Annotated in this window: 22 protein-coding genes; 5 read left to right on the forward strand and 17 right to left on the reverse strand. The window is 68.0% G+C overall.

Annotated elements, in window-relative coordinates; genetic code table 11:
• The first annotated feature begins 149 nt into the window (after nt 1-149).
• Nucleotides 150-1,208: a hypothetical protein gene (locus ABGB08_RS37800; protein ID WP_347600827.1), complete on the forward strand. Its 1,059-nt coding sequence runs from the start codon at nt 150-152 to the stop codon at nt 1,206-1,208.
• 44 nt (nt 1,209-1,252) lie between these two features.
• On the opposite strand, the gene ABGB08_RS37805 is transcribed toward ABGB08_RS37800, so the two are convergent.
• From ABGB08_RS37805 to ABGB08_RS37830, 6 genes are all read right to left on the reverse strand, one after another.
• Entirely contained in the window at nt 1,253-2,110 is an 858-nt protein-coding gene (locus ABGB08_RS37805; protein ID WP_347600829.1) for an ABC transporter permease, read from the reverse strand.
• Complete coding sequence (locus ABGB08_RS37810) at nt 2,107-3,126, reverse strand: ATP-binding cassette domain-containing protein (protein WP_347600831.1); 1,020 nt, start codon at nt 3,124-3,126, stop codon at nt 2,107-2,109. The genes ABGB08_RS37805 and ABGB08_RS37810 overlap by 4 nt, the downstream gene beginning before the upstream one ends.
• The gene (locus tag ABGB08_RS37815) at nt 3,123-3,647 is read right to left on the reverse strand and encodes a PadR family transcriptional regulator (RefSeq protein ID WP_347600833.1); all 525 of its coding nucleotides are present in this window, start codon (nt 3,645-3,647) and stop codon (nt 3,123-3,125) included. The genes ABGB08_RS37810 and ABGB08_RS37815 overlap by 4 nt, the downstream gene beginning before the upstream one ends.
• A 208-nt stretch (nt 3,648-3,855) precedes the next feature.
• On the reverse strand, nt 3,856-4,131 hold the full coding sequence (locus ABGB08_RS37820; protein WP_347600835.1) for a RidA family protein: 276 nt from the start codon (nt 4,129-4,131) through the stop codon (nt 3,856-3,858).
• A 45-nt stretch (nt 4,132-4,176) separates the two neighbouring features.
• Complete coding sequence (locus ABGB08_RS37825; RefSeq protein ID WP_347600837.1) at nt 4,177-4,803, reverse strand: methyltransferase domain-containing protein; 627 nt, start codon at nt 4,801-4,803, stop codon at nt 4,177-4,179.
• Nucleotides 4,804-4,936: 133 nt separating this feature from the next.
• Entirely contained in the window at nt 4,937-6,049 is a 1,113-nt protein-coding gene (locus tag ABGB08_RS37830) for a magnesium and cobalt transport protein CorA (protein WP_347600839.1), read from the reverse strand.
• Between the two features lie 99 nt (nt 6,050-6,148).
• On the opposite strand from ABGB08_RS37830, the gene ABGB08_RS37835 reads away from it, so the two are divergent.
• Nucleotides 6,149-6,877 carry a M50 family metallopeptidase gene (locus ABGB08_RS37835; protein ID WP_347600915.1) on the forward strand — a complete coding sequence of 243 codons (729 nt, stop codon included), beginning with the start codon at nt 6,149-6,151 and terminating at the stop codon, nt 6,875-6,877.
• A 232-nt stretch (nt 6,878-7,109) separates the two neighbouring features.
• Here the strand turns inward: ABGB08_RS37835 and ABGB08_RS37840 are convergent, their stop codons facing one another.
• Nucleotides 7,110-8,069 (reverse strand): winged helix DNA-binding domain-containing protein, encoded by a 960-nt coding sequence (locus tag ABGB08_RS37840; RefSeq protein ID WP_347600841.1) that lies wholly within the window; start codon nt 8,067-8,069, stop codon nt 7,110-7,112.
• A 63-nt stretch (nt 8,070-8,132) separates the two neighbouring features.
• Between ABGB08_RS37840 and ABGB08_RS37845 the strand changes: the two genes are divergently transcribed.
• The 3 genes from ABGB08_RS37845 to ABGB08_RS37855 all read left to right on the forward strand — a co-directional run bounded on the left by ABGB08_RS37845 (nt 8,133) and on the right by ABGB08_RS37855 (nt 14,543).
• Entirely contained in the window at nt 8,133-9,344 is a 1,212-nt protein-coding gene (locus ABGB08_RS37845) for a hypothetical protein (protein WP_347600843.1), read from the forward strand.
• A 271-nt stretch (nt 9,345-9,615) separates the two neighbouring features.
• Nucleotides 9,616-10,830, forward strand: a complete 1,215-nt coding sequence (locus tag ABGB08_RS37850; protein WP_347600845.1) for a hypothetical protein — start codon at nt 9,616-9,618, stop codon at nt 10,828-10,830.
• A gap of 245 nt (nt 10,831-11,075) precedes the next feature.
• Complete coding sequence (locus tag ABGB08_RS37855) at nt 11,076-14,543, forward strand: chromosome partitioning protein ParA (protein WP_347600847.1); 3,468 nt, start codon at nt 11,076-11,078, stop codon at nt 14,541-14,543.
• 143 nt (nt 14,544-14,686) lie between these two features.
• Here ABGB08_RS37855 and ABGB08_RS37860 read toward each other — a convergent pair whose 3' ends face one another.
• From ABGB08_RS37860 to ABGB08_RS37905, 10 genes are all read right to left on the reverse strand, one after another.
• The gene (locus tag ABGB08_RS37860) at nt 14,687-15,523 is read right to left on the reverse strand and encodes a MaoC family dehydratase N-terminal domain-containing protein (protein WP_347600849.1); all 837 of its coding nucleotides are present in this window, start codon (nt 15,521-15,523) and stop codon (nt 14,687-14,689) included.
• Nucleotides 15,520-16,677: a CaiB/BaiF CoA-transferase family protein gene (locus tag ABGB08_RS37865; RefSeq protein ID WP_347600851.1), complete on the reverse strand. Its 1,158-nt coding sequence runs from the start codon at nt 16,675-16,677 to the stop codon at nt 15,520-15,522. Before ABGB08_RS37865 ends, ABGB08_RS37860 begins: the two co-directional genes overlap by 4 nt.
• A 6-nt stretch (nt 16,678-16,683) precedes the next feature.
• Nucleotides 16,684-17,490 carry a CoA ester lyase gene (locus ABGB08_RS37870; RefSeq protein ID WP_347600853.1) on the reverse strand — a complete coding sequence of 269 codons (807 nt, stop codon included), beginning with the start codon at nt 17,488-17,490 and terminating at the stop codon, nt 16,684-16,686.
• Nucleotides 17,487-18,641 carry an acyl-CoA dehydrogenase family protein gene (locus ABGB08_RS37875; RefSeq protein WP_347600855.1) on the reverse strand — a complete coding sequence of 385 codons (1,155 nt, stop codon included), beginning with the start codon at nt 18,639-18,641 and terminating at the stop codon, nt 17,487-17,489. The genes ABGB08_RS37870 and ABGB08_RS37875 overlap by 4 nt, the downstream gene beginning before the upstream one ends.
• Before the next feature lie 13 nt (nt 18,642-18,654).
• Complete coding sequence (locus ABGB08_RS37880) at nt 18,655-19,698, reverse strand: ABC transporter permease (RefSeq protein ID WP_347600857.1); 1,044 nt, start codon at nt 19,696-19,698, stop codon at nt 18,655-18,657.
• Entirely contained in the window at nt 19,695-21,233 is a 1,539-nt protein-coding gene (locus tag ABGB08_RS37885; RefSeq protein ID WP_347600859.1) for a sugar ABC transporter ATP-binding protein, read from the reverse strand. The genes ABGB08_RS37880 and ABGB08_RS37885 overlap by 4 nt, the downstream gene beginning before the upstream one ends.
• Nucleotides 21,234-22,394, reverse strand: a complete 1,161-nt coding sequence (locus ABGB08_RS37890; protein ID WP_347600861.1) for a substrate-binding domain-containing protein — start codon at nt 22,392-22,394, stop codon at nt 21,234-21,236.
• Between the two features lie 337 nt (nt 22,395-22,731).
• Nucleotides 22,732-23,310: a TetR/AcrR family transcriptional regulator gene (locus tag ABGB08_RS37895; RefSeq protein ID WP_155360982.1), complete on the reverse strand. Its 579-nt coding sequence runs from the start codon at nt 23,308-23,310 to the stop codon at nt 22,732-22,734.
• A 110-nt stretch (nt 23,311-23,420) separates the two neighbouring features.
• Entirely contained in the window at nt 23,421-24,374 is a 954-nt protein-coding gene (locus ABGB08_RS37900; protein WP_347600863.1) for an MBL fold metallo-hydrolase, read from the reverse strand.
• Between the two features lie 14 nt (nt 24,375-24,388).
• Nucleotides 24,389-25,315, reverse strand: a complete 927-nt coding sequence (locus ABGB08_RS37905; protein ID WP_347600865.1) for a fumarylacetoacetate hydrolase family protein — start codon at nt 25,313-25,315, stop codon at nt 24,389-24,391.
• Nucleotides 25,316-25,342: the final 27 nt, after the last annotated feature.

A 25,342-nucleotide genomic window follows, 5' to 3' on the forward strand; every position in this document is an offset into this window, starting at 1 on the left:
TTGCAGAGCGCGTTCGGTTCAACAGGAGTTAATGACAGCTTGTAAAGAGGTCCCCCCACTCACCCCATCAAACCGTCTACTAGTAAGGAACATGACGTGGCACCCTCAAACGCCGCGTTCAACAGCACCGGGGAGTAGAAAGGACCCGCATGTTGAAACGCATCAGCGCCGTGGTCATCGCGGCCGCTATGGGAGCGGCGACCTTGGTCGCCAGCCCCGCGGCCCACGCCACGAGCGTGGCAAAACCGATCATCAAGGACATCTCCATCAGTCCGAGCCCTGTGGTGGTCACCAGCAGCACCGAGGTCAGCGCGACCTTCAGCTTCGGCACCGAGTTCGCGGACCCCTCCAAGGTCACGGCGTCCCTCCAGGCGCCAGGTGGGGCGACGACGCCGCTCACTCTCACGGCGTCCGACAACAGCACCAAGTGGAGCGGCGGCGCGAAGTTCGGCCGCCAGTCCGCTGAAGGCGACTGGAAGCTTCAGATCACCGCTGCCAGCGGTAACGAGTCGACCAGCGAATCCCGTGGATTCAAGGTCGTCCAGGTCTGGGAGACCGACATCCGCGGCTTCGGGGCCTCCCCCGAGCCGATCGCGGCCGGTCAGTACCTGACCGTCCAGGGCGCGCTGGTCGCCAACAGCACCACCGGCTGGAAGGGCCTGCCGGGCCAGGGCGTCTGGATCACCTTCAAGGAGCAGGGCAGCTCCTCCTACAAGCGGATCGCCTGGGACCGCACCGACCACCGGGGCGGGTTCTCCGACCGGATCAAGGTCTTCAAGTCGGGCTGGTGGCGCGCCGAGTTCGAAGGCGTCAGCAACCAGTTCCACCCGAGCACCAGTGACAGCGACCAGGTCGACGTCCGGCACAAGCCCCGCCCGCCGGCGCCCAAGCCCGACCTCGACAGCCGCATCATCAAGTTCAACGCCTCACCCGAACCGGTGAAGTACGGCAAGTACGTCTACCTGCGTGGCGTGCTGCAGGTCAAGGACGGCTGGAGCTGGGACGGATACGACGCCAAGGTGTCGGTCTGGTTCAAGACCAAGCACGGTTCCTGGAAGTACGTGAAGACGACCTGGAGCAACGGCTCCGGGAAGTTCTACACCAAGACCAAGGCCACCAAGTCCGGCTACTGGAAGGTCGTCTTCGGTGGCGACCGCGACGTTGACCCGTCGTCCAGCGCGCGGGACTGGGTGCGTGTGAAGCGCTAACCCTGTTCAACGGACAGCCCGGGGCCTTTTGCCCCGGGCTGTTCCTATTCGGCCCGCTTGAACTGCGCGATCGCGACCCCGAGCAGGACCGCCGCGAGCACGGCCACGACCCCCAGTTCCAGCCCGATCGGAAGCCGCCACCCGAACCACACGATGCCCGGATTGAGCGCCGCGTCCACCTGCGGCGAGACGGTCAGATACCCGAACACGGCGTGCCGCATCGGATCCACCGCGTAGGTCAGCGGGTTCACCGTGGTCAGCACGTGCAGCCAGGACGGCAGGTTGGCCAGCGGGAACATCGCCCCCGACAGGAAGACCATCGGCATGATGGCCATCTGCATCACGCCGAAGAACGACTGCATCGACTTCATCCGGGCCGCCAGCAGCGTCCCGAACGCGGTGATCACGAACGCCGCGAGGAACATCTCGCCGAGCAGGGTGAGCAGCAGCCCAGGCGCGTACGGCACGCCGACCACACCGGCCAGGGCCAGAATGATCACGCCCTGCAAGGTGGCCACGATCGCCCCGCCCAGGCACTTGCCGAGCACGATCGCGCCCCGGCCGACCGGGGCGACCAGCATCTCGCGGAGGAAGCCGAACTCGCGGTCCCACACGATCGAGGCCGCGGAGAACATGCCGGTCGTGATGACGGTCATCGCGATCATGCCGGGGAACATGAACGTGCGGAAGTCGATTCCGGGGATCGAGTTCCGCACCAGCGAGCCGAGCCCCGTGCCCAGCACGAACAGCCAGAGCACGGGCTGGACCAGCGAGGACACCATCCGGGTCCGGTCGTTGACGAACCGGAGCAGCTCCCGGTGCAGCACGACCCGCACCGCGCGCACATCGTGCGAGGCGCCGCCACGCGGCAGCGCCACGCGAACCACATCGGTCACGGTCATCGGCGGGCCATCACTTTCATCCACTGGTTCTTGCTGCCCTCGGATTCGGCGTCTCTGATCGTCGAACCGGTGTATTCCATGAACACGTCGTCGAGGGACGGGCGGGAGACGCTCACCGACCGGATCGGGAGGCCGAGTTCGGCGAACAGGCGCGGCACGAAGGACTCGCCGCCGGTCACGCCGAAGGTGACTTGACCCTCCCTGACCTGGGCTTCCAGGCCGAACTGGTCGCGGAGGGCGCGGATGGCGGCCTGGTCGTCGCCGGTCTGGATCTGCACGCGGTCCTTGCCGATGCTGGCCTTGAGCGCTTCCGGGGAGTCGACGACGACGATCTCACCGTGGTCGATGATCGCGATCCGGTCGCAGTATTCGGCTTCTTCCATGTAGTGCGTCGTCATGAAGATGGTGATGTCCTCGGTGCGGCGCAGTTTGTTGATATATCCCCAGATGGCGGCGCGGGTTTGGGGGTCGAGGCCGACGGTGGGCTCGTCCAGGAACAGCACGCGCGGGGAGTGCAGCAGCCCTCTGGCGATCTCCAGGCGGCGCTTCATGCCGCCGGAGAAGGTCATGACCTTGCTGTCCTTGCGGTCCCAGAGGGCGACCATCTCCATGACCTGGCGGAGGCGGTCGTCGACCACGTTTCTGGGGACGCCGTAGAGTTCGGCGTGGAAACGCAGGTTCTGTTCCGCGGTCAGGTAGCCGTCGAGGGTCGGGTCCTGGAAGACCAGGCCGATGTTGCGGCGGACCTCGTCGCGCTGGGAGACGATGTCGTGCCCCGCGACCGTGGCCGTCCCGCCGGTCGGCGTCACGAGCGTGCAGAGCATGCTGATCGTGGTCGTCTTCCCGGCGCCGTTGGGCCCGAGGAATCCGAACACCTCGCCGGGCGCGACCTCGAAGTCGACACCCTTGACGGCCTCGACCTTCCCGTAGATCTTCTGCAGCCCTCGGACCGCCACGGCGGGATCCGCCTTCGGATCTGGCTCCTGAAGCCCTTCGATCTCCGCTGCTGGATTCATCGCCGTCCCTCTCCTTCGTCCTCCGCCTCATCGTCGGCGAGGATCCTGAAGATCTCCCGCCGGGTGTTCTTGAGCAGCTTCTTCGTCTGCGCGACCTGTCCATCCGAGGCCACCTGGGTGAGATGCACGAACGCCTCGCCCAGCTGCCCCCACAGCAGCCTCAGCTCATGCCGGTCCTCCGGCATGCTCCGCGCCACCTCGTCCCACGGCTCCGCCCCCGACCACTCATCGGCCCGCCGCCGACCTTCGTCGGTCAGCCGATAGGTACGGCTACCGCCGGACTCTTCCGCTCTGACCAGCCCTTCGTCTTCGAGCTGCTGCAACGCCGGATACACGGAGCCCGGGCTGGGACGCCAGATCCCGCTGCTGCGGCGGGCGATCTCTTCGATCATCTGGTAGCCGTTGCGGGGTTCCTCGTGGAGGAGGCGCAGGAGCGCTTGCCGTACATCCCCTCGCCGGACCCTCGGCCCCTGAAGGGGGACCCCGCGCGCCGGTGGGCGCGGGACATCGAACGGGCCCACCCCGCCATGGGGAGGAAAGGGAGGAGGAGGGGGCGGGAAGGGAGGCCCGCCCACCCACATCAGATTGTCTTCCATGGCACCACCCAACTATCGAGATACGTGAACGATATATCTAGATAGTTGGCGAAGCAATGGGATTTTGGGCGTTTTGTTGCTGATCGCCAGGAGGGATGCCCCTGGCCGACGCGCGGGAGCGAGCCCGGCCCTATCAGCCTGCGGCTATTACCTCGATCTCGACGAGCCAGTCGCTGACCAGCGTCTCAGCGACGATCGCCGTGGTCGGGATGAGGCGGTTGCCCAGGGCGGCCACGCGAGCCTTCGCGTTCGCCTCGGCGTAGGAGGCATCACGCAGGTAGCTGGTGAGCCGCACGATGTTGTCGACGGTCATGTCGGCGGAGGCGAGGATGGCTCGGAGGTTCGACCAGATGAGTTCGAGCTGCTCTGCGAGCGTCTTTCCGGGTACGCCCGCGGGATCCAGCCCCATCGTCCCGGCGCGTTGTTCGAGCTCACCGACGTACGACCTGGCACGTCATGGCCGGACGGCCACCACTCGGAAGCTGACACCGCGGGTCATCCGGGACACCGACTCGATCTGGAAACCGGCCTGCTCCAAGAACGGCCGGGGATCGCGGGTGAGGTAGTCGGCTGCGAACCGTACGAACAGCGGTTCCACCAGCCGCATCCCAGCCCGGATGATCAGGTTGCTGGACGGCCCATGCTCGGCCAGCACGAATCGGCCGCCCGGCTTGAGCACGCGGTAGGCCTCGCGCGCCGCGGCCGCCGGGTCCGGGATGGTGCACATCGTGAACGTGGACAGTACGGTGTCCGCGATGCCGTCGGGCAACTCCAGGTGCTGCACATCGCCCTGCCGCAGCTCCACCCGCTCGCCCAGGCCGAGACGCGCCACCCGCCGCCGCGCCAGTTCCAGCATGGGCTCGGACAGCTCGATCCCGACCACCGTGACGTCGGGACCGTACAGCGGCAGGTTGAGCCCGGTGCCGACCGCGATCTCCACAACGTGGCCGCGTGCCTCCCCGACGGCCCACTCCCGGCTCCCCGGGAACAGGCGCCGCTCCCAGGCCTGCATCTGGTTGTCATACCGATCCGCGATCCGGTCGAATACCCGGCGCACGTCGGCACCCGTGGTAGTACGCATCGAGCGACCTCTCTGGAACGGGAACTCACGACATAAGGCGGCGGAACATCGCCCTTTCGATGACCGTAACTCCCGTTTGAACACCATGCGAAGCCAGGCAACAGCGGCTCGATCGGCGCCCAAAGCGTCCCGGTCACAACCAGTCGCGGCGTTTGAAGACGAGGTAGAGGGTTGCGCAGACGACGCCCATGAGGACGACGGCCAGGGGGTAGCCGAAGGTCCAGTGGAGTTCGGGCATGTTGTCGAAGTTCATGCCGTAGATGGTGCCGACCAGGGTGGGGGCGAAGAGGATGGCGGCCCAGGCCGAGATCTTCTTGACCTCGTTGCCCTGGGCGATGCTGGCGGCGGTGAGTTTGGTCATTTCCTCGTTCTGGGCCTGGCTGACCAGGGTGGAGTTGACGATGAGGATGTCCTGGAGCATCTGGCGGAAGCCGGCTACGCGCTCGGTGACGACGATGGCGTGGTCGGCGACGTCGCGGAGGTAACTCTGGAGTTCCTCGTCGGCGCCGTACTTCGGGGAGCCGGCGATGAAGCCGTCCAGCATGGCGATGAGGGGGGTGGTGGCGCGCTGGAACTCGATGACCTCGCGGGAGAGGGCGTAGATGCGGCGGGGCGCGGCGGGGTCGCCGCCGAAGACCTGGACTTCGATTTCGTCGATGTCGTTCTGGAGTCCGGCGACGACGGGGGCGTAGCCGTCGACCACGGCGTCCAGGATCGCGTACAGGACGGCTTGGGGGCCCTGGCGGAGGAGGTCGGGGTCGGCTTCCATGCGGCGGCGGACCACGGCCAGGTCGGGGGCTTCGCTGTGCCGTACGGTGATGACGAAGTCGGGGCCGAGGAAGACGTGCAACTCGCCGAAGGCCACTTTTTCGGGTTGGTCCAGGTATTGAGCGGCCCGAAGGACGACGAAGAGGGTTGTGCCGTATCTATCGGCTTTGGGGCGTTGATGGGCGACGATGGCGTCTTCGATGGCGAGGTCGTGAAGGGAGAACTCCTCGGCCACCTTGATGAGTTCGTCGTCTTCTGGGCGGTAGAGCCCGATCCAGGCCATCGATCCGGGCCGATCGCGGAGGCAGTCGATCGCGCCGCCGAGGGAGAGCGGCGAGTCGACACGCTGGCCGTTCACGTAGATGGCGTTGTCGATCACGCTCTGTTTGATCGACTGGTCGTCCTCGCGACGGGGGTCCATCGAGTGCTCGGGCGCGAGTTCCCGCTTCATCCAGGATCGCAAACGAAGTCTTGCCACACGCTGACGTTATCCCCGAAATGATGACGTATACCGATGGTGTTCGGCATACGGGACAATGATCGCCAATGAAGTTTCGCTTTCCTGGAGGTGGCCGCGCTGGAGGCGTTATGGAACCAGCTGATCGCGACGCAGGCCGCGCCCCCGTTGTGGCTGATCGGGGTGTCTGGGCTGGTGGCGCTGATCGTCGTGGGATATCGGCCGTCCTGGCATCTGTCGCGGGGGTTGATCACGATCGCCCATGAGGGCGGGCATGCGCTGGCCGCTGTGCTGACGCGGCGGAAACTGCGCGGCATTCGCCTGCATTCGGACACGTCCGGGGTGACGCTGACCCGAGGCAACCCGACCGGGCCAGGAATGATGATCACGGCGGCGGCGGGGTATGTGGCGCCCTCGCTGGTGGGGGTGGGGGCGGCTTGGCTGACCTCGGCCGGATATGTGACGTTGCTGCTTTGGGGGGTTCTGGCGCTTCTCGCGTGCATGCTTCTGTTGATCCGCAACGCGTTCGGGGTTGTCTCCCTGCTGGTGGTGGGCGGGGCGGTGTTCGCGGTGTCGTGGTTCGCTCCGGCTGATGTGCAAGGCGTCATCGCGTATGGAGCGGCCTGGTTTCTGATGCTTGGTGGGGTACGGCCGATCCTTGAACTCCAGGGGAAGCGACGGCGCGGCCGGGCGCCGGATTCGGACGCGGATCAGCTGGCGCGGCTGACGCGGATTCCCGGAGGGTTCTGGGTGCTGGTGTTCTTTGTGATCGCGGTGGCGGCGCTTGGGTATGGGGGGTATCTGCTGGTTCGGTCGGAGATTGCGCTGCCGTTGGCATTCCTAAGCTAGGGACACGCGTCCGATCCCGAATTCGACGGACAAGTACTCCTGGCGCAGTGGCGGAACCCCGGTGCTGTTCGTGGGCAGCCACCACAAGAAGCCCGCCTGCGACGCCGTCCTGTCCGCCCTCGGCGGCGCTCCCGGTGGTCGCCGTTCCCTGGCCGCCGGCATTCCCAGCCCGCCGGCATTCCCAGCCCGTGGGCATTCCCAGATGGATGGCGCTCCCCGACCGTCCGCGTTCCTAGCCTAGGAAGGCTTGGACGTCGGAAATTTCGTCGTTGAGGGGGACTTGTTCGGCGAAGAAGGTGGGCGTGATCTGTTTTTGGCGGATCGTCCATGTGCCGGTGACCGTGGCGTTCACGATGATCGTCGGTCGGATGATTCCGCCGCCGGGATGGATCTCTCGGACGTGGGACAACATTCCTTCGCGGTTGCGCCAGCCGAGGAGGTATTCGTCGAAGGCGGGCAGCAGCCGTACCAGATCGGCGGGTGGGTGGGGTTGTCTCTCGGGTGATTGCGCGAGTTTCCAGGCGCGGCGGGCGTCGCCCAAGGAGACGCCTGACCAGGCGGCGAGGTCTTCCGGACCCGCGGGGCTGTGGGCGTGGAGATAACGTTTCGCCAGCTCGGTGAGTGCTTTGTCACGGTCAGGTTCGAAGGCGAGAGGAGCCCCAAGCCAGTCGGCGGTGTGGACATATGTGGCTTTGCCATCACGGTTGGGGCCGAGCACGAGGAGCCCCTTCTCGGCGGCGAGGGCGGCCAGATGAATGACCGTTTGGCCGTGGGCTGAGGAGTTCAACCGGGCGGCGAGTTCTGCCTTGGTCAGCGGGCCTTGGTCACGCATCGCCCGGTCCACACGATTGACGAGCTGTTCCGGGGTCTGTCCCTCGACGCCGAGCTGGCGGAGTCTGCGCATCGCGTTCTGGACTCCTGGGCGTACCAGGGAGAGCAGCCAGGGCAGGTCGTCCGCGGCGATCAAATGGAGCGTGCCCCGAGGCCCCCAGGCGCGAACGATCTCCGCTTCGGCCAGCGCGCTCTCCACGCCCGTCCGGTGGAACCCCGTCCCCCGCGCACGCAGCGCCAGCGCCGCCGCGCGCGCGTCCTGTGCCTGTACGGCGAGCAGGTGCCGTACGACCCCGGCGGGAGTGCCAGGTGGGCGGTGCAGCAGCTGGGACACCGCCCGCGCAGGCCACAGATCGTTCATGGGGATTCCTCAGAAGGTCGGCTTGCCGGAGAACTGTCGGCGGCGTGTCCTACGGTAGGGCGCGTGCTTGAGGAGAACGTGCCGGAGACGCTGGATGCCGCGCTGACCGATGAGGCGGTGCTCGTCACCTATCGGAGGATGTTCGCGGCGCTGGCCCGCGATAGCGGGGCCGTGGTCGACGATCCGGAGCTCGTGGACATCGCCGAGACGTTGTTCGCCGCGTTCGCGGAGGCCGGGGAGGAGTGGCTGACGCATGAGCAGATGCGGCATGCCTGCCGCGCCTATCCGGCCGATCAGTTCGAGAATCGGCTGCGGGTGCTGCGCGGGCTCGGCGCGGTTCGCGAGGTGTTCCCCAAGCCGAACCAGCTCCGATATCGGGCGTCGTTCACCTCGGTCGTCGGGTTGATGTTCATCCGGCGGATGATGGATGACGGCGGGCAGAGCGAGATGCATCGCCTGCTGGCGTTGGAGGATCTCAACGTCGCCGATCCGCGGACCACGATGGAGCAGGCCAGGCAATCGGCGTACAACCTGGCCAGGGCGTTCCGGTTGTGGGCGCTGGAGCTGATCACGCTCAGCACGGGGACGATCGAGGAGTTGCGGGAGCAAGCACCCAAACTGTGGGGCACCGAGGAGATCGCCCGCCGGGCGCAGAGCCTGCACGGCACTATTCTCGGCCGCTGGCCCGCCCTGGATCGGACGTGCACCGACCTGCGTACGGCGATCTACGCCTACAGCGACGCCTCCCGCCGCGCCGCCGGACGATTGGCCGATTCCGCCGGAACCACCAGGAACCTCACCCTTCTCCCCTCTGAAACCTGGCGCACCTTCGCCCAGACCGCGACCAGGGAACGCCTCGCCGCCGTTCTCGACGGTTTCGCCTTCGACGCCGCCGCCCCCTGGCACGATCCCGCCGCGATCGCCCAGGCCGTCGATGAGGCCCCTCGCCCGGCCCCGATCCGGCCGACCCCGCCCAGGTCCCCTCTTCCCGACCCGGGCCCCGAGAATTCGTACGCTCCGGTCATCACCGGCCTCGACCGTCTGACCACCGTCGCCGAAGCCGCCCTCGCCGGCCGGTCCGAAGTCCCCCTCAGCGAGATTCTCACCGACCGCTGGCCCGCGATCCGCCGCCTCCTGGCCGACCTCACGGCCGCCGACCTCCGTTCCGAACTGCCGTACCGGTTGCGCTGGTCCGACACCCTGACCTCACATCCGGAAGGTCACCCCAGCTGGCTCTCTCACGGCACCTTCGAAAGGCACCCAACCGATGCCTGAACCCGAGCCACAGACCCACGCATCGCGGGACGACTTCGAAGCCACCCGATCCAGACCTGATCGTCCGCTACGGATCCGCGAAATACAGAGCACCTTGGAAGGCGCCCAACCAGTACTTGGTCATCAGCCACCACAGACCTCGACAACGCGGAGCACCTTCGAAGCCACCCGGTCGGTGCCAGGTCAACCACCGGTCCACGCATCGCGGGACGCATTGGACGGTTCCCGGCCTGTGCCGGAACGGCAGCCGCATGCGCACGCTCGGGCCCGGATGAATGGGGTTCTCCCTCTGAGCCCGGCTGAGAGCGTTCCTGCGGGGTTCGTCCGGCTCGCGCAGGGTCTCGCGCAGGGTGAGGCCGCGCTGGCTCTCGCCCAGTGGCCGGATGGCGCTACGCCGTCGGTGCTGGATGAATACCAGCTTCCCGCGTTTCCCGTCGAGCGTTCGGGCGAGACCCGGCGCATGCTCGCGGCCTGTCTCCGGGTGTGCTGGACCGACCTTGGCAGCGATCCCTGGCCAGGCGCTGCCGTTCCCGTGGCATCCGTGCTCACCTGCTACCGGGCGCTGACGGGCCGCCCCGACGATTCCACCCGAAGCTGGGCGATCGGCGCCCTCCGCCGCCTCAACGACACCGCCTGGATCACCCTGACATCCGGCTTGGACGACATCGCCACACGCGGCGGGCGAGCCAGGCTTGGTGATCTGACGAAGGCGTATGTCCGGCTTGGTCCCCGCTGCGCTACCTGGCCCGCCGATTCGCATGCCCAGCTCCGCGAGCTGATGCGAAGAATGCCGGTTCCCCCGCCGAACGAGGGCACAGGGTCCGAGCAGCTGCCGGTGAGCGGTTACCGGGACGACGGGGCCGCCGATCTGGAAGATCTCCTATCCTCGTATGACGAGCGCCGCCGGGCGGAGCTGGTGGCGGCGTTCATGGTCGTCGAGCAGGTCGCGGAACCCGTGCACGAGGCACGGTTCGCCGCCCTGCGCGACCCGGCGCTGCGCCGTACCCTCGCCGACATGCTGTCCCGGCGTGGCCGAACGCTGATCCAGCGCCGCGACACCTGGATCTCCGGCTACCAGGACGGCATCGCATCCGGCGACGGGCAACTCTCCGAGGGCGAGCGCGCGGTCCTGACCCTGGTGCTGATCCATTCCGTGGCGATCCCCCGCTCTGAGGGCCTGCTATCCGAGGACACCTGGCTCTCGCCGTATCCCGTGCCAGTCGAGGAACTGCGCAAACGAACCCTCCTCCCGATCGGCGAACTGGACGCCGCCCTCAGGACACTCCGCCACGCCGGACTCCTCACCCAGATCAAGAGCGCCGACGAAATCTCCGGCGGCTACGTTCCCGGCCCTCAGTTCCACCGCCTCACCCAAGCCGCCCGGGCCCGCCTCCAGGAGGAACTCATCCTTGCCGCCGGCCCGCACACCCCCCTGGCCATCGCCATCCGCTCCCGCCGAGCCACCACCACAAGGGGACAAGCGTGACGCAACCCTCGCCAGCTCCCTCCGACTTCACCCCTGCGGAGAGCGAAACCACCCGCCCACCAACACGACCAGCCACAAAGAAGACCACCACGACCGCCAACCTCACCCCTGCGGAGAGCGAAACCGCCAATCCGCCAGCACGGCCCACCGCAAAGAAGGCCAGCACAACCGCCAACCGCACTCCTCCGGAGGACGAAACCACCCAACCGCCAGCACGGCCAGCCACAAAGAAGACCGATACGACCATGCGTGATCCATCCGCCAAGGGCACCGGCCCTGGGGTGCGTCCGGCGAGCAGGAGGGCGGGAGCCGTACCGACCCTGCCCGAGACGGCCGCAGCCATGCGGACGGCGACCGACACGGCCGCGACGGCGGCGTCGATCGCGGATGTCGCGATGCCAGCTCCATCGCGGACTGTGAACGTCATCACCCCCACTCCATCTGCGACGCAGAACATAGTTCCGCGAGCGGGAATGACGTCAGACGCGACCGCGGCGGTCCTCACCCCCACGGTGACGGAGAATGTGGTCGGGGATCGGGTGTTGGTGGCTGTGCAGGCGATCAATATTTCGCGGTTGTCGACGCATCCGGTGCCGACGGTGCCGGGGACGTTGATCGTGGTGGCGGGGGCCGGGCCCAAGGACTCCAATGGGGCGGGGAAATCGTCGTTTATCGCGGCGATCACGGCGTTGCTCGGGGATGAGCAGTGGCGGTTCGCGTCGGGGGCGAAGGCCGTGTCCGAGCTGCTGTTCAACGCCGAGTTGGCGGCGCAGGGTGATCAGCAGTGGGCGAGCGCCGATCACGGATACATCATCGGTGTCTTCGACGTGCCCTCGGCGGGGGTGCCGATCACGGTCTGGGTGCGGGTGAATCAGGAGGCGCCGCATCTTGAAGTGCGCTGGGCGGAGGGCGTGCGCCTGGCCAGGGCGGCGTCCGAGGCCGATCGGGTCAGCAGAGCCGATGAGCTGTGGGCGGAGCTGCCGAAGAGCGCGGGGCGCCGGGACGTGGTGGCCCGTGACCTCACCCGGGTGCTTTATGGGGATCGTGTGAGGTGTGTCTCGTTCCTGTCGACGTCGGTCCGGAGCAAGGTCGCCACGAACCTGCTCTCGCAACCGCTGAACGAGATCTCGCCCGAGCGCATCTTCGAAGCGATCGCCGCGCTGACCGGCCTGGACGGGGAGCTCGACCAGGAACGCGAAGCCCGGCGCGACGAGCACGCCAAACGTGTCCGCGCCGCCCAAGCCGAGGAACGCCTGCGGGAATTCGAGCGAGACTCGGCCGCGCTGCTCGGCACGTTCGACCGACGTGACCAGGCCAGAGCCCGGCTGGCCGAGGCACTGCGCTGCTGGCGGGGCAGGATCGCCCGCCGATTCGTCGACGCCGCGGACCGCGACCAGGAACTCAAGACCGACCTCACCGCCCACGAGGACGCCGCCGACACCGCCTCCGAGGCGATCGCGGCGGTCAAGACCGAGATCAGCGGATTGAAGGACGACTCGCTCGACCGAGCTCTGGCCGCCGCCCGCCGCGAACTCGCCGCCATCCAGGTTCGCGCCAACAAACTGGAGACCGAACGCGCCGTCATCCAGAACACCGCCGACGAACTCCGCGCGCGAATCCCCGCACTTGAGGATCTTCAGCGCCAATCCGACGGCCTTGACGTCCCCACGGCGAACACCGAACTCGCCGACGCCCGGCATCGCCTCAACGAGGCGCTCAAAGCCCAGGGCGTGGCCGACCGTGAAGCCCAAACCGCGGAATCCGCCCTCCAAGAAGCGGAGAACGGCCCCGCCTCCGCCCAGCTCAGAGCCCTGTCCGCAGCAGGCCTCCCCGCCGCCAGCCTCCTGGACGCCCTCGACGTCGCCGAACACGCCCACGACACCCTGCCCACCCCCGGCGGATGGCCCCACGACCTCGCCGTGATCATCGACTCTGGACACATGCGGGCAGCCGCACAAGCATTGGCGGATCTGCCCGGCTCTGTCCTGGTCAGTCCCGCCGGAGTGACCGTGATCGGGGCTTTCGAAGACGCCGTGACCGGCCGTGACGCACGCATCAAAGCCGCCGAACAACGCCTGACCCGGGCACGGGACACCCAGCAACGAGCACTCCACGCCGTACGCCAAGCCGAAGAGGGAGTAGCCGCCGCGAAACGCCGCGTAGAAGGCGCCGAGGCCACCATCCGACTCGCCGAAATCCACCGGCGACTGACAGACCAGCGCGACCAACTCGGCATCCTGCAAGCGGCCATCACCGAACTGACCCCCGCCCTGGACACCGCAGAACAGGAAGTGAGCACCCTCGACTTCCGCGCCAGAACCCGCAACATGGAGATCGAACGCCTCGACACCCGCCGCCAGCGCCTGGAATCCGAACGCGACCAGGCCAGACTCCGAGCCACCGAGATAGCAACCGAACGCCACGCCCTCGACCTCCCAGCCCTGTCCCAAGAATGGGCAAGCAACTGGCCTCCTCCCCCAACGGCTCAGCCGAGAACGGCAACAGGCTCCACGGCCCGCACCCCAGAATCGGCCCGTAGTCCAGAAACGAGCGGCACGCCGGGCGAGCGAGTGGGCCAACCGCTGTCTGGCGACCTACCCAGCGGCGCTGCCGACGGCCAAGAGGCGGCCCGTGCCCCAGGGACGGGCGGCATTTCGATGGCCGCCCGCATCTCGGAGAGCGGCGGCACCCCGGAAACGGCGCGGACCCCGAAGGCGGCCCGCATCCCAGAAGCGGACAGCATTTCGAAGGCGGCTCGCGCACCAGGGGCGAGCGGCAGGCCGGAGATGGTCCGCGAGCTGGAGGCGGCCCGGGACTGGCTGACCGCCGCCGACGCCTTGACCGCCGACGAATGGTGGCGCACTGCCGAACGGCACCTTGACGCCGCCCTGCGGGCCACATTCGCCGAAACCGATGAGACTCCCGAAGAGCTCGATTTCCTCATCAGAGAGCGCCGCGGCGGGCGCTCTGCTCAGGAACTGGCGACCTTCCCCGCCCTCTGCGCTTCCCTCGCCTCTTACCTTCGCGGCCAGGAAGAATACGAACGCCACCAGCGCCGCCAAATCGAATCCCAGGTGACATCGCGCCGCCGCGACCTATCCGCCGCCACCAAAGGCGCCGAAGAAGCCGCCCAATCCACTGCCGTCCACCGTGCCGCCCTGACCGAAGCCATCAGAACAAGGCTCGCCCGAGTGGCTGAAGAATTCGGAAAACTGGACACCGGTTACGGCGGCTACGGCGCCACCCTCGACTTCCCTGTCCCCACCGCCCCCGCAGACCCGGAACAGCGCTGGTCCTGGCGAGTGATCCCCAAATGGCGTCGCGGCGAAGGCCAGAGCTACGTCCCCTACAATCGCCGCGCCAACACCGCTCTCATGGACGAGAAAGCGGTCAAACTAGTCTGCGCCGCCGCCATCGCCTCCTCCGGCGGCACCCACCTGACCCTCGTCCTCGACGAACTAGGCCGCAACCTGGGCAAGGAACACCGCCGAGAAGCCGTCTCCCTGTTCCGCCGAATAGGCGAAACCCACGGCATCACCGTAATCGGCGCCCTCCAGGACGACATGGAGCCCTACGCCATTGACGCCTGCGGCCAGTACATCAAACTCCGCCGCTCCTCCGACACAACCCCCTACAACGACCCCCCAATCATCATCGCCCACGACCGCCACCCCGAACGAGTCCACACCCTCAGCCCCTGGATAACTCGCTGAGTTACCTGAATCGGTCTTGGGATCCGTGGGAACGGAGGCAAGAAGCAGCCTCCGGAAAGGAGGATTCTTGGCCGGTGGATCAATTCTCAAATGCTTTCAGGCCCGGGATTCACGCTGAATCCCGGGCCCGCTCCAGGATGCCGTCACGGGTTCAGGCGGATGTAGCCCGTTGCCGTCAGGCGGCCACCATGATCCCGGATCCTCGTGTCCCAGTTTGGCTCGCCGGGACGTGCACCCACTACCAGCCCCTCATGCGCCAGGAGGGGGGCTACAAGTTTGTACTCGATTGCAGCGGCCCGACGACCCGATCGTCGTACCGCCTCCGCCATGAGGAGTGCTTGAAGGGGACCATGAGTCACCAGCCCCGCGTACCCCTCGACGTCGCGGGCGTAGTCGCGGTCGTAGTGGATGCGGTGGGCGTTGTACGTCAGCGCTGAGAATCGGAAGAGCAGCGTCGGGTCGGTCTCGACCTCCCACTCCTCCCACTCCTTACGCTCCGGCGGCTGCGGTACGAACGTACGGGCTGCAGATTCGGACCCGGGGCCGGGGCGAGCGGCGTCACGGTATACGACGTCCTGTTCCTCCACCACCGCGACATCCTCTGCTTGGGTGATCGTGTGTCTGACCGTCACGAAGGTCAGACGCCCCGATCGCCCCTCCTTGTCGGCGACCGAGGTGATCTCCGACCTGCGGGTGGCCTCTCGGTCCAGCATCAAGGGCCGCAGCCGGGTCACCCGGCCGCCCGCCCACATTCGGCGGCGACCTGGCTCCGGCGGTGTGGGGATCACCCCCCGGACCGGATGGCCGTCCGCCCCTAGATCTGCCTGGTGCGGACACTCGAGGAGGTAGAGCCAGTGCCATAGCAATGGCAGGCCGTCTCGCTCCAGGTTCGGAGGCGCGACGTCGAGCAGCCGGGCCAGGGCGACGGCCGGCGCGGGCCGCACGATCTCCGTCCACACAATCACGTGGGAGTCGCTCATCGACCCACCACATCACGAGGTGCCAGGAACTCGGCGCGGAGCAGGTCATTGTGCTCGCCGAGCCGGGGCACGGCCCCCATCGGCGCCTCCTGCCCGACGATCGACGCCGGCGGCAGCAGGGCTTGGAACGAGCCGCCTGAGGTCGTCACCGTTCGCCACCGCTCTCGCGCGAGCAGCTGCGGATGGCTCAATAGGTCCGCGGGCGTACGCATCCGGGCGCAGGCGATCCCCGCGGCGTCGAGGCGGGCGACGACCTCGTCCACGCCGAGACGGCTGAAGGCTGCCTCGATCAACGGCCGGATCGCGGCGTCGTTCGCCACCCGCTCAGGGTTGCGCGCGAAACGTGGGTCCTCGACCAGGTTCGAACGATCCAGCACCTCACGACAGAGGCGTTCCCACTCCCGGTCGTTCTGGACGCTGAGGAAGACCAGCGCGCCGTCACCTGCGGCGTACGGCCCGTACGGCGCGATCGAAGCATGCCTGGCACCGGTACGGCGAGTCGCCTGTCCGCCGTACCCCGAGTAGTACGCCGGCTGCAGCATCCACTCGCCGAGCGCGTCGATCATGGCCACCTCGATCGTGGCCCCCACGCCCTGAGTGGCACGTTGCAGGAGCGCGGTCAAGATACCGGAGTAGGCGTACATGCCCGTGGCGATGTCGGCGATAGAGATCCCGACCTTGCTCGGCTCCTCGCTGGTGCCCGTCGCCATCACCAGACCGGCCTCGCACTGCACGAGAAGGTCGTAGGCCTTCCGCCCACCGTCCGGCCCTCCGGTCCCGTACCCGGAGATCGAGCAGTGGATGAGCTCCGGTCGTCGCTCGCGGAGGGTCACCGCGTCCAGTCCCAGCCGCTCGACGGCTCCGGGGGTCAGGTTCTGCACGAGGACGTCAACCCGGTCGATGATCGCGTCCAGCACCGCACGATCGGCGGCGGACTTGATGTCGAGCTCGATCGACTCCTTGCCTCGATTGAGCCACACGAAGTAGCTGGACTCACCGTGCACCGTGCGGTCGTAGTCACGAGCGAAGTCCCCGGCTCCGGGGCGCTCGACCTTGATGACCCGTGCGCCGAGGTCGGCCAGTTGGCGCGTCGCGAACGGCGCCGCGACCGCCTGCTCGAGCGCCACGACCGTCACGCCGGAAAGGGGAAGCATCTGACCTCACTGAGGGTGGGAGCGCAGGATGTTCCGGGCGCGCTCGACGACGGGCTTGTCGACCATCCGGCCGTCCGGAGCACTGCTCACGGCTACTGGCGACTCGTCCTGGGCACGGAGCACCTCGCGCGCCCAGGCGATCTCTGCCTCAGCGGGCGCAAGACCTCTCGCGGCGGCGGCGAGCTGGGCCGGATGGATGCACAGCTTGCCGCGGAAGCCCAGGCTCCGCGCACGACGGGCGTCCCTCTCGACGGCGTCGGCGTCGTGGATGAGCGTGGTGACGCCATCGACCGGGGCGGGGAGCCCGGCCACCCTTGAGGCTAGGACCAGGCTGCTGCGCGCGTGGAGCAGCGGCGTCGGGTCATCCTCGACACCGAGATCGGCGGCAAGGTCCAGCGAGCCGAACGCCAGCCGCGCGACGCCCGTCCCCGTCGCAACCTCATGGACCCGATGAAGGCCCAACGCCGTCTCGATCAGCGCGACCACCGGGCCCATCCGTTCGCTGACCGCAGCCAGCACGCCCGGGGACTCGGCCTTCGGCACCATGACGCCCGCGAGCCCCTCGACCCCCTCCAGGGCGTCGAGGTCATCGGCGAACCAGGGCGACGCGGCATCGTTGACCCGCACCCAGGCACGTCCGCCGGAGCCGAGCCACTCGCGGACCGCCGAACGTGCTTGGTCCTTGTCCTCGGGGCGGACCGCATCTTCGAGGTCGAGCAGAACCGCGTCGGCGCCCGAAGCGACCGCCTTACCGAACCAATGGGCGTCGCTGCCTGGGACGAACAGCCACGTCGCGGCCCCGGCCACCGTCATCGCGCCACCCGGTTGCGCGCCACGAGCTGGCGGACGATGACGTTCTTCAGGATCTCGTTGGTGCCCTCGCCAACGATCATCAGCGGCGCGTCTCGGAAGTAGCGCTCGACATCGAACTCGGTGGAGTAGCCGTAGCCGCCGTGGATGCGGACCGCGTCCAGCGCGATCTTCATCGCGGTCTCCGACGCGAACAGCTTGGCCATCCCGGCCTCCATGTCCGCGCGACCGTCGTCGTACCGGCGCGCCGCGTACTGGACCAGCTGCCGCGCCGCGGTCAGCTGGGTCACCATGTCGGCCAGGTAGTTCCCGACGGACTGGTGCTTCCAGATCGGCTGGCCGAAACTCTCCCGTTCCTGGCTGTACTTGAGCGCATCCTCCAAGGCAGCGCGGCCGACGCCGAGGGCACGGGAGGCAACCTGGATCCGCCCGATCTCGAGACCGCGCATCATCTGACCGAAGCCGCGGCCCTCCTCGGTCCCGAGCAACGACGTCGCAGGGACTCGGAGGTCGTCGAAGGCCAGCTCGCAGCTCTCGACGCCCTTGTAGCCGAGCTTGGGGAGGTCACGTGACACCGAGAAGCCGGGACCCTTCTCGACCAGCAGGATGCTGATCCCGCTGTGCGTCGGCTGCGCATCGGGGTCGGTCAGGCACAGCAGCGCGATGAGTTGTGAGCGACGGGCGTTGGTGATCCAAGTCTTCGACCCGTTGATGACGTAGTCGTCGCCGTCCCGGCGAGCGACGGTGCGCATCGCCTGCAGGTCGGATCCACCGCCGGGCTCGGTCAGCGCCATCGTCGCCCGGATCTCACCGGTTGTCATCCGCGGCAGGTAGTGGTCCTGCTGCTCCTGGGTGCCGAAGTTGACGAGGAGCTTCGCCACGACGCTGTGGCCGCCCATGGCACCGGCAAGGCTCATCCAGCCGCGCGCCAGCTCCTCGGTCACCGCGGCGTAGCAGGGCGTGGACACCCCCGCGCTGTTCCACGGCTCGGGAATCGCGAGACCGTAGACCCCCATCGACTTCATCTGCTCGATGAGCGTCTCGGGGTAGGTGTTGGCGTGCTCGAGATCCCGGACGACCGGCTTGACCTGCCGGTCGACCCAGTCCCGCACCACCGACACGATGGCGGACTCCTCGGCGTTCAGCTCGTACATCCCATGCTCCTATCTATCGCCGGGCCGCGCCGGTCAGGCGACGGTGGGTCAGCAGCGACGAGACCGCGACTGCCACGATGACCGCGCCACCGTTGAACACCGGCTCGACCCAGTCCGCGGCACCGGCCAGGGTCAGGCCGTTGATGCTGATAGCCACGAAGAACACGCCGACGAGCGTCCCGGCGACGGTGTAGCGGCCGGGCCGGATCGTCGTCGAGCCGAGGAAGATCGCCGCCAGAGCAGGCAGCAGGTAGCCGACGCCGACGCCGGAGGCCGCGCTGCCGGTACGGGCGAGCAGCAATGCACCGGCCAGGCCGGCGAGCGCACCCGACGCGACGAAGCTGAGGGTGACCGTCCGCTGGACCGGGAGGCCGACGAGGTGCGCGGCCGACTCATTGACTCCGACCGAGAGCAGCCGCCGGCCGAAGACCGTCAGGCCCAGCAGGAACGACACGCCCAGCGCGACCGCGACCACGAGGACGACCGGCCGCGGAACGCCCAGCCAGAGTCCGTTCCCGAAGTTCGTGAGCGCCTCGGGCACACCCACGATCGTCCGGTAGCCCGACCAACTGGCGGCCACCCCGCCGAGCAGGGTCGCCATCCCCAGGGTGATGACCAGCGAGTTCGCACGGCAGTAGGCGACCAGCACCCCGTTGGCCAGGCCGATGATCGCGCCGGTCCCGACGGCGAGGCCAATGCCGACCAGGATGGGGAGGTCCATCGAGGTGGTGGCCTTGGCCGCCGCGATCGACGTCAGCGCGACGATCGCCCCGACCGAGAGGTCGAATCGGTGGGCGACCAGCGGGATCAGCGCGGCGAGCGCGACCAGGATCAGCACCGACTCGTTGGCCACGATGTTGCGGAAGTTCGATGTGGTCGGGAACGTCGCCGAGGTCGCCGGGTTGATCGCGAAGTAGGCGGCCACTGCCGCCAGCAGGATCACGAGCCCGAAGCGCTCGGCGACGCGCGGCAACGAGGTGAACGGTTGACGCTGCGACACCTCCTCGATGTCTGGACTCATGGCGCGCGTCACGCTCTGGCCGTCATGCGATGTCATTTCGGTGCCTTCTCATGCTGGTAGACGTTCTCGAAGATCCAGCGCCGCGTGATGCGGTCACCCGAGGCCTCGCACGTGACCCGACCGTCGACGAGGACGATCACCCGGTCCGCCAGGTAGAGCAGCTCGTCGAGGTCCGACGTCGCGAGGAGCACGCCTGCGCCAGCGGCGACTGTGGCGTCGATCTGTGCGTAGATGTCGGCCCGTGCGCCAACGTCAACCCCCTGCGTCGGCTCGTCGAGGAGCAGCACAGCTGGGGAGGTCCTCATCGCGCGGGCGATGATGGCCTTCTGCTGGTTCCCCCCGGAAAGCCTGGAGATGGGCGCATCGATGGCGCCCTTGATCCCGTAGGCAGCCACGTCCCGCTCGGCGTCGCGGCGTTCGGCGGAACGGCGCAGCCACCCGCCGCGTCGGTACCGACCGACCGTGGTCGCCGAGAGGTTGTCGGAGACCGAGAGGCTCTGGAACGCCGCATCGCGACCCCGTTCCTCGGGGACCATGGCCAGCCCCTTGGCGATCGCGTCCGCGACGTGGCCTCGACGCACGGGCAGGCCGGCTACCTCCACCGACCCGCTACGGGGGCGGACCGCGCCGAAGATGTTCTGCAGCAGGCTGGTTCTACCGCTTCCGACCAGTCCGGCCAGGGCGACGACCTCGCCCGAGTTGACATCGAACGAGATGCCCTTCAGGGGGCCGCCGGTGAGTCCGCGCACCGACAGCACCACGGCGTCCGACGCGGTGCGGCCCACCCGGTTGACGTCCTCGGGAGCATGTCCGGCGATGCCGGCGACCAGGCCGGCTCGATCGTGCTCCGCGGCCGGGCGGGTGTCGACGTGTCTCCCGTCGCGGAGCACCGTGATCGTGTCGGCGTATGTGAGCACCTCGTCGAGGCGGTGCGTGACGTAGAGGATGCTCTGTCCCTGCTGGCTATAGGACTTCAGCCGCCGCAGCAGCCCCTCGACCTCGTCCGCGGGCAGGCGGGTCGTCGGCTCATCGAGGACGAGGAGTCCCACCCCTCCCGCGTCACGGTCGCGGAGGCACCTGGCGATCGCGACCAGCGTCTGATCGGCCGGTCGCAGGTCGCGAACGGCTGTCCGCGCGTCGACCTCCGCACCGAGACCGTCCAGGAGTCGCTGCACGGAGCGGTGCGCCTCCCCCCAGTCGAGCCCGCCGGCCCTGCGCGGGTACGACGACCCAGCCAGGACGTTCTCGGTGACGGTCAGCTGCGGGAACAGGCCCAGATCCTGATGGACGAACCTGATGCCGGACTCCCGCGACCAACGTGGCGAGAGTCGCTCGACGTCGAAGGTCGCGTCGCCCAGCTGCAGAGATCCGCCCCGATCGGCGCCGTACACGCCCGCGAGGATCTTGATCAGCGTGGACTTGCCCGATCCGTTACCGCCGACCAGAGCGTGGAAGTGACCGGGCTCGATCGAGAAGCTGACGTCGGCCAAGGCTCTCGTGCCCGGGAAGGTCTTCGACACCCCGACGAGCGACAGCGCGCTCGCCGAGGCGTCGACGGTGGCGGGGAACACTCAGTCCACGCCCCAGATCTTCTTGTAGTTTCCCTGGTAGTTCGACGACTTCGGGTTGCCGTCGTAGACATCTCCCTCCGGGAGGTGGTCGGCGTCCATGCTTCCGATACCCGTGCCAGAGTCCACCTGGTCGACACCGGCGAACAGGCGGTTCAGCCCGTCGGCGGCGGCCCAGCCGGTCCACGTCAGCGGTCGACCGACCGCGTACGACTGGGTCCCCTTACGGATCAGCTCGATCGACGAGGGCACGCCTTCGTTGCCGGTGAGCAGGAGTCCGTCCCGACCGCTCTTGCGGGCCTGGTCGACTGCGGCGCCGACGCCCAGGGTGATCGCGGAGTCCGCGGGGACCATGACCACGCCGGCATTCGGGTGCTTCTGCAGCGCTGCCGTGGCCTTGCCCTGGAGCTTGCCACCGAAGAGGTCACCGGCAGTGAACGGGACCTCGTGCACGAGGCAACCGCCGCATTCGGCGAGCCGCTCCGCCTGCGAGTCGCCGACGAGCCGGAGGGTGGCATTGTCGTCCTGGCGCATCAGGATGATCTCGGCCTTGCCGTCGGTCTCGGCGATCACCCAGTCGGCGATCGTCGGGCCGACGAAAGTGCTCATGTAGTCCTCGTACGAGATCAGGTCGTCGTTGAACCGCAGGTATTCGTCGAACAGCGGCTTTCCGCCGCCGCTGAACTTGTCGTCGCAGTCGAGTGCGTTGCCGCCGAAGACCTTCACGTCCACGCCCCGCACGTGCTCGATCGAGGCCTTCACCATCGAGCAGTCGACGCCGAACAGCGCGACCGCATCCACCGATGCGGCGGCTGCTGCGCGCAGTTGAGCGTTGTAGACCGCTGGATCGGCCTTGCCGTCTACGAGCTTGACGTCCCAACCCAGGGCTTCCGAGGCCGCCACGAAGCCCTCGGCGGGGAGTACGCAGCCCGCTGCCTGGGTGCTGCAGGCGAGCGCCCACACGGTCTTGTCCTCCTGCGCTGGGGGCCCGGCGGCAGGCAGCGCACGGTCGGTGCCCGCGAACGCCGCCGCTGTGGCAGCCTTCGCCTCGTCGATCACGTCGGTGCTCGTCGACCCGGCAGAGCCGCTCGAGGACCCCCCGCACCCGGCCAGAGCCAGCGCCAGGAGCGGCGCACACAGCGCCGCAATACGAGTTCTCTTCATCCCATCTCCTCGATTCTTGCGGCTGCGGGTCCTGTAACCGTGCCGTCTTGTGGCAGGTCGATCGATTCATCCGAGTAACTCGATCGAGCTCTTCGGCACACCCCTGTGCCGACTACGTCCAGCCCTATCAACGTGATGTGGCCCACAGTGAGGTACCGTGAGCGGTATCGTAGGAACGATTCTGGTACCACGTCAACCCTGTCGCCACGCGCTCCGCACGCATCGGCAGCGGGTTTCGGGCACGCCTGGCCACCGTTCGTCGCAGGAGCCGATCAGACGACGGATTCAGGGCACGCGGCAGCAGGAGCTGCGCGGTACGGCGTCAGGGACGCGGTGTTCAGGCCAGTCCGCGACGGCAGAAGTGCCCGAACAGCTCCAGTGCGTCGCCGCGTGAGGCGCCGACCCGATCGAGGACCTCGGGGTCCCGCAAGCGCCGAATCACGGCACCGAGCATCTCCGCCCACAGGGCGGGTGTCCCTTCGGTCACCTCGCCCCTCTGCATCGCCTTGCGGACGATGCTCTCGAGCTCGCGGATAGCGATCTCCTGGTGCCGGTCGTAGACGTGCCGGGTCGGTGCGTAGTTCTCGACGTCGTGGATGAACTGGCGGCTGGCGCGCCGGTTGCGTTCGACCGACGCCGACAGGTAGGCCTCGATCTGATCGTGGACCCCGGCGGCGTCTTGCGCCCGCCGCAACGCGTCCTTACCCATGCCGTTGAAGAATCGGTCGATGACGCCGACCACGACCTCCTCCTTGCTCTGGCCGAGCTGGTAGAGCGTGCGACGCGAGGTGTGCGCCAGCCCCGCCATGTCACCGATTGTGAGGTGGCGGAAGCCCTCGGCGAGGAAAACCTCCTGAAGCGCATTGAGGACGTCGGCCTGCCGGGCTGAGAGCAGGTTCGGTCTCACATCGCTCATTCAGCACCTTGATCCCACGGTGGACGCCGGGCGGCCGACACGAGCGCACGGCGGTACTTTCCTGGCGAGGAGGATACCAGCGCCGCATCGTCGCCTCGTCGCCAGGTTGATCACTTGCCCTGGTGGCGCTGTCTCCACCGCGCCATCTCCGCGAACAGCTCGGTCGCCTGGGAGGCCGGCGTTTCAAGGCGGGCACCCCGGTAGGCGTTGTAGACGGTGACCACCACCCGCTCCGCCTGCGGCCAGCGCGCGTAGGGCCCGAGATCGAGATGCTCGACGGCTTCGCGCCAGGAGCGGCCCGCTGCCAGCGAGACGTCGACCCCGTCGCGAACCACCGCCAGGTAGTCGCGCATCGTGAGGATGCCGTCGACATCGGTCACGGCCCCGTGTCCGGGGACGACGACCTCAGGCCCCAGCTCGATCATGCGGTCGCATGCGGCGATCCAGCTCGATATGGAGGCTGCCCACATGATCGGCGTACCATCGTTGAACAGCAGGTCGCCGGTGAAGAGAACCCCGCAGTCGGGGACGAAGGCGACCGCGTCGCCGTATGTGTGTGCCGGCCCCAGCCGGCGAAGCTCGACCAGACGTCCCCCGACGTCGACGGTGCGTACCTCGTCGAATGTCGTGTCGGGGCCGCGCAGGATGATCCCATCGAAGGCGAACGCGCCGAAGCAGTGCTGAAAGAACTCCGACAGGAGCGGCTCGTGATCGCCCGCCACCAGACCGGCCAGCCGCTCGGGGGTCGTACCGTGTCGCATCTCGTGCTCGGTGTCAGCCGTCGCATGGATCGTCACCTCGGGTCCCAGCAACTGGTTGCCGAAGCAATGGTCTCCGTTCGCGTGGGTGTTCAGCGCAGCACTAATCGGGTGTTCATCGGTCACCGAAGTCATCGCCTCGAGCATCTCCCCGGTCAGCTCCAGGTCGAAGAGCGTGTCGATGAGGAAGGACCCCCCCTCCCCTCGGACCAGTCCCGCGTTGCTCCAACCCCACCCACCATCGGGCAGCAGCCACGCCCAGACGTCCTCGGCCACACGATGCAGCCCACGTGTGTACTCGACCACGTTCACCAGCTCCCTTAGAATCCGGACGGCAGACGGTGGACCGGGACACCGGGGACGACCCTCTGCTCCGTACGCCCCAGGAGGTCGCCCCCCAGGGAGACCACGTCCCCCGGCCTCAGCCAACGATCGAATGTGTCGGGATCCCCCGTGAGGTGCTCCAGCAGGCACCCGCCGGGCAGGGTGCCGGAGCCGATGACGTCACCGGGGCGCAGATCGGTCCCCCGCGAGACGTAGGAGACGATCTCGGCGAACGTCCAGTCCATGCCGGCGAGCGTCCCCCGAGCGATCTCCTGTCCGTTCACCGACGCCCAGATCTCCAGGTCCAGCGCGCCGTCGCGCACCGAGTCCGCGATCTCCTCGGCGGTGACCAGCCACGGACCCAGGGTCAGACCCGAGTCCTTGCCCTTCCCCTGCCCGATTCCCAGCGCCGTGTCGAGCCGCTGCAGGTCGCGCGCCGTCCAGTCGCAGAACAGGGTATAGCCGACGATGGCCTCCTGCGCGGCACGCAGGCCGAGGTCGCGACCCGTCCTACCGATGACGGCACCGACCTCGAGCTCGAAGTCGAACCAGCGCGAGCCGGGTGCCATCGGCACCTCGTCGTACGGCCCGAGGACGGAGGACGGGTTCCCGAAGTAGAACGCCGGCACCTGGTGCCACACCTCCTCCAGGTGAGGATCCCGACCGTAGGCACGGCGGCAGCCCCGGACATGGTCGAGGAACCCAACAGTGTCGCGGACCGAAGGCGGCCGCGGGAGCGGCGAGACGAGGTGGCACTTCTCGAGCGGCAGGACGTCGGACGGCGACCGCCGCAGGCGCGCAGCGACCTCTGCCACCTCACCGCCGTCGATCACCTCGATCAGGCTGGGCCCCCTGTCGTGCAGGTGGACGTCGTCCCCGACGATGAGCCCGACGCGCTCCTCGCCCTCGAGTTCGCAGGTCACCCAGCGCATGCTCGTGCCGTCCCGCTG

Source organism: Acrocarpospora sp. B8E8, from assembly GCF_039871605.1.
In the GTDB taxonomy this organism is placed as follows: Bacteria; Actinomycetota; Actinomycetes; order Streptosporangiales; family Streptosporangiaceae; genus Acrocarpospora; species Acrocarpospora macrocephala.